The sequence below is a fragment of the Halovibrio salipaludis genome, assembly GCF_002286965.1.
Taxonomy (GTDB): Bacteria; Pseudomonadota; Gammaproteobacteria; order Pseudomonadales; family Oleiphilaceae; genus Halospina; species Halospina salipaludis.
Genome location: NZ_NSKD01000018.1, coordinates 1 through 5404 on the forward strand (window position 1 = coordinate 1; position 5404 = coordinate 5404).

2 tRNA genes and 3 rRNA genes are annotated in these 5404 nt (G+C 56.5%); all 5 read right to left on the reverse strand.

Annotated features, from left to right (window positions below):
* Window positions 1-46: 46 nt before the first annotated feature.
* The 5 genes from rrf to CK501_RS16555 all read right to left on the reverse strand — a co-directional run bounded on the left by rrf (window position 47) and on the right by CK501_RS16555 (window position 5214).
* A 5S ribosomal RNA gene (rrf, locus tag CK501_RS16535) occupies window positions 47-161 on the reverse strand.
* 85 nt (window positions 162-246) lie between these two features.
* Window positions 247-3137: ribosomal RNA gene (locus tag CK501_RS16540) — 23S ribosomal RNA — on the reverse strand.
* Between the two features lie 245 nt (window positions 3138-3382).
* Window positions 3383-3458 (reverse strand) — tRNA-Ala (locus CK501_RS16545).
* Between the two features lie 35 nt (window positions 3459-3493).
* Window positions 3494-3570: transfer RNA gene (locus tag CK501_RS16550), tRNA-Ile, on the reverse strand.
* Between the two features lie 114 nt (window positions 3571-3684).
* Window positions 3685-5214, reverse strand: a 16S ribosomal RNA gene (locus CK501_RS16555).
* The 16S, 23S and 5S rRNA genes sit together here with 2 tRNA genes alongside, the layout of an rRNA operon.
* Window positions 5215-5404: the final 190 nt, after the last annotated feature.

The following is a 5404-nucleotide window of genomic DNA, read 5'->3' on the forward strand; positions in this document are numbered from 1 at the left end:
AAAAAAGCCCCGCACGGCGTAGCCGGGCGGGGCTTTGGGTATAGGAGCCTGACGATGACCTACTCTCACATGGGATCTCCCACACTACCATCGGCGCTGGGCGGTTTCACTTCTGAGTTCGGCATGGGATCAGGTGGTTCCCGCCCGCTGTGGTCGTCAGGCAAAAAAGGGTGTGGCAGGCAATGGAGTCTGGTGTTGCGTGGCGCTGGCTCAAGCGTTGATCCGGAGCATGCGCTGGGGTGTTATATAGTCAAGCCTCACGAGCCATTAGTACCGGTTAGCTTAACGCCTTGCAGCGCTTCCACACCCGGCCTATCCACGTCCTGGTCTTGGACGGCTCTTGAGGGGCCTCGAGGGCCCGGGGAGATTTCATCTTGGAAGGGGCTTCCCGCTTAGATGCCTTCAGCGGTTATCCTGTCCGAACTTAGCTACCCGGCAATGCCACTGGCGTGACAACCGGAACACCAGAGGTTCGTCCACTCCGGTCCTCTCGTACTAGGAGCAGCTTTCCTCAAATCTCCAACGTCCACGGCAGATAGGGACCGAACTGTCTCACGACGTTCTAAACCCAGCTCGCGTACCACTTTAAATGGCGAACAGCCATACCCTTGGGACCGGCTTCAGCCCCAGGATGTGATGAGCCGACATCGAGGTGCCAAACACCGCCGTCGATGTGAACTCTTGGGCGGTATCAGCCTGTTATCCCCGGAGTACCTTTTATCCGTTGAGCGATGGCCCTTCCATACAGAACCACCGGATCACTAAGACCTGCTTTCGCACCTGCTCGACGAGTATGTCTCGCAGTCAAGCGGGCTTGTGCCTTTACACAAACCGCACGATGTCCGACCGTGCTTAGCCCACCTTTGTGCTCCTCCGTTACGCTTTGGGAGGAGACCGCCCCAGTCAAACTACCCACCACACAGTGTCCTCGTCCCGGGTAACGGGACTGAGTTAGAACCTCAAACAACCCAGGCTGGTATTTCAAGGACGGCTCCACGGTGACTGGCGTCACCGTTTCAAAGCCTCCCAGCTATCCTACACAAGACTGCTCAAAGTTCACTGTGAAGCTATAGTAAAGGTTCACGGGGTCTTTCCGTCTGGCCGCGGATACACTGCATCTTAACAGCGATTTCAATTTCACTGAGTCTCGGGTAGAGACAGCGCCCCCATCGTTACGCCATTCGTGCAGGTCGGAACTTACCCGACAAGGAATTTCGCTACCTTAGGACCGTTATAGTTACGGCCGCCGTTTACCGGGGCTTCGATCAAGGGCTTCGCCGGAGCTAACCCCATCAATTAACCTTCCGGCACCGGGCAGGCGTCACACCGTATACATCCTCTTTCGAGTTCGCACAGTGCTGTGTTTTTAGTAAACAGTCGCAGGGGCCTGGTATCTTCGACCGCCTCGAGCTCGGGGAGCGAGTCCCGTCACCCTAGCGCGGCGTGCCTTCTCCCGAAGTTACGGCACCATTTTGCCTAGTTCCTTTACCCGAGTTCTCTCAAGCGCCTTGGGATTCTCACCCTGACCACCTGTGTTGGTTTGGGGTACGGTCCCACGTGAGCTGAAGCTTAGAGGCTTTTCCTGGGAGCATGGCATCAGCGGCTTCGCGCCCTTGGGCGCTCGTCATCGCGTCTCGACGTCGCGGCTGCGGATTTGCCTACAGCCACTGCCTACTCGCTTGAACCGGGACAACCACTCGCCCGGCTCCGCCTAGCCTTCTCCGTCCCCCCATCGCACTCACGCGAGGTACGGGAATATTAACCCGTTTCCCATCGACTACACCTTTCGGTCTCGTCTTAGGGGCCGACTCACCCTGCGCCGATTGGCGTTGCGCAGGAAACCTTGGTCATCCGGCGAGGAGGGTTTTCACCTCCTTGATCGTTACTCATGTCAGCATTCGCACTTGTGATACCTCCAGCGAGCCTCTCGACTCGCCTTCGCAGGCCTACACAACGCTCCTCTACCACGCCTTTAAAGGCGTCCGCAGCTTCGGTGACCGGTTTAGCCCCGTTACATCTTCCGCGCAGGCCGACTCGACTAGTGAGCTATTACGCTTTCTTTAAAGGATGGCTGCTTCTAAGCCAACCTCCTAGCTGTCTGTGCCTTCCCACATCGTTTCCCACTGAACCGGTACTTGGGGACCTTAGCTGGCGGTCTGGGTTGTTGCCCTCTTGAGCACGGACGTTAGCACCCATGCTCTGTCTCCCGTGATTGCACTTGGCGGTATTCGGAGTTTGCAAGGGGTTGGTAAGCCGAGATGGCCCCCGAGCCCAAACAGTGCTCTACCCCCGCCAGTGATACACGAGGCGCTACCTAAATAGCTTTCGAGGAGAACCAGCTATCTCCGGGCTTGATTAGCCTTTCACTCCGATCCACAACTCATCCCCCCATTTTTCAACATAGGTGGGTTCGGGCCTCCAGTCGGTGTTACCCGACCTTCACCCTGGCCATGGATAGATCGCCCGGTTTCGGGTCTACTCCCAGCGACTGTGTTCGCCCATTTAAGACTCGGTTTCCCTGCGGCTCCCCTAGACGGTTAACCTTGCCACTGAAAGTAAGTCGCTGACCCATTATACAAAAGGTACGCGGTCACACCCCGAAGGGTGCTCCCACTGCTTGTACGCAAACGGTTTCAGGGTCTATTTCACTCCCCTCACAGGGGTTCTTTTCGCCTTTCCCTCACGGTACTGGTTCACTATCGGTCAGTCAGGAGTATTTAGCCTTGGAGGATGGTCCCCCCGTATTCAGACAGGTTTTCACGGTCCCCGTCCTACTCGATTTCACTTATGGGCGCGTTTCGCGTACGAGACTATCACTCTCTATGGTGTGACTTTCCAGACACTTCCACTACCCACCCACAAGCTTAAGGGCTAATCCCCGTTCGCTCGTCGCTACTTGGGGAATCTCGGTTGATTTCTTTTCCTCCGGGTACTTAGATATTTCAGTTCCCCGGGTTCGCCTCGCCCGCCTATGTATTCAGCGGGCGATACCTGGCCGAAACCAGGTGGGTTTCCCCATTCGGAAATCGCCGGATCGAAGGTTGTTTGCCACCTCCCCGACGCTTATCGCAGGCTGCCACGTCCTTCATCGCCTCTGACTGCCAAGGCATCCACCGTTTGCGCTTATTCGCTTGACTATATAACCCGCAGCGCACGCTCAGCGTGCGTGCAGGCTACTGCCATTACGCCGGATTCAACGCTTGAGTCAGTGCCACGACCCCAATCCACTGAGTGTGGATTGCGGTCAATGAACATCAGACTTTCAATTCATTGCTTGCCACTTTGTTAAAGAGCATCGTGATGCGGAATCACAGATCAATGTTTTGCCACCAAAACACTCATCTTTGACCCCGTCAGCGGCGTCTCACGCCGATGTCGGAACTGGTGGAGCCGAGGAGAATCGAACTCCTGACCTCCTGCGTGCAAGGCAGGCGCTCTCCCAACTGAGCTACGGCCCCTTTGCCACCAACCACAACCACCCTGGTGGTGGTTCTGGTGGGTCTGGGTGGACTTGAACCACCGACCTCACCCTTATCAGGGGTGCGCTCTGACCAACTGAGCTACAGACCCAAACTCACCTAAGGGCGCTGTCACCCTCTCCGGGCCCGGCCCAGATCGTGTTCATGCTCTTTACAACGGGTCAGGTTATTTGTTGTGGACGCTGGCGTGGCGCCGGCGTGTCGATAAGGAGGTGATCCAGCCGCAGGTTCCCCTACGGCTACCTTGTTACGACTTCACCCCAGTCGTGAACCACACCGTGGCGATCGTCCTCCCGAAGGTTAGACTAACCGCTTCTCCTGCAGTCCAGTCCCATGGTGTGACGGGGGGTGTGTACAAGGCCGGGGAACGTATTCACCGCAGCATTCTGATCTGCGATTACTAGCGATTCGGACTTCACGGAGTCGAGTTGCAGACTCCGATCCCGACTACGAGGCGTTTTAAGCGATTCGCTTGCACTCGCGCGCTTGCTGCCCTCTGTGCGCCCCATTGTAGCACGTGTGTAGCCCTGGCCGTAAGGGCCATGATGACCTGACGTCATCCCCACCTTCCTCCGGTTTGTCACCGGCAGTCTCCCTAGAGTTCCCGGCCGGACCGCTGGCAACTAAGGACAAGCGTTGCGCTCGTTACGGGACTTAACCGAACATCTCACGACACGAGCTGACGACGGCCATGCAGCACCTGTCACTGCGCTCCCGAAGGCACCAAGGTATCTCTACCAAGTTCGCAGGATGTCAAGACCAGGTAAGGTTCTTCGCGTTGCGTCGAATTAAACCACATCCTCCACCGCTTGTGCGGGCCCCCGTCAATTCATTTGAGTTTTAACCTTGCGGCCGTACTCCCCAGGCGGAGAACTTATCGCGTTAGCTGCGTCACTAAGGCTCTAATAGCCCCAACGACTAGTTCTCAGCGTTTACAGCGTGGACTACCAGGGTATCTAATCCTGTTTGCTACCCACGCTTTCGCACCTCAGCGTCAATGTCAGCCCAGGCAGTCGCCTTCGCCACTGGTGTTCCTCCAGATATCTACGCATTTCACCGCTACACCTGGTTTTCCACTGCCCTCTGCTGCAAACTAGCTTGGCAGTTCGATTTGCCATTCCCTGGTTGAGCCCGGGGCTATCACAACTCGCTTACCAAACCGCCTTCGCGCCCTTTACGCCCAGTAATTCCGATTAACGCTTGCACCCTCCGTATTACCGCGGCTGCTGGCACGGAGTTAGCCGGTGCTTCTTCTGCAGGTAACGTCAACACTGACCGGTATTTACGATCAGGTTTTCCTCCCTGCTCAAAGTGCTTTACAACCCTAAGCCCTTCTTCACACACGCGGCATGGGTGGATCAGGGTTGCCCCCATTGTCCAATATTCCCCACTGCTGCCTCCCGTAGGAGTCCGGGCCGTGTCTCAGTCCCGGTGTGGCTGATCATCCTCTCAGACCAGCTACGGATCGTCGCCTTGGTAGGCCGTTACCCCACCAACTAACTAATCCGACATGGGCCCATCCAATAGCGCGAGCCGGAGCCCGCTTTCCCCCTCAGGGCGTATGCGGTATTAATCCGGGTTTCCCCGGGCTATCCCCCACTACTGGGTTAGTTCCCTTGCGTTACACACCCGTCCGCCGCACGCCAGCCTCCCGAAGGAGGTGCTGCCGCTCGACTTGCATGTGTTAGGCGTGCCGCCAGCGTTCAATCTGAGCCATGATCAAACTCTTCAGTTTAAATCATTCCGATGGCGAACCATCGTTATACAAGCTCAAAGACCGCACTCGAATCAACGAGCACTGACTTTGATGATCGCACCGACCACCACAGCCAGCGCCCACACAAATAACCTGACCCCATTGTTAAAGAACCTCAGAAGGCGTTAAGCCCCTGATTGGAAAAACAAAATTCTAAAGCATTTCAGAA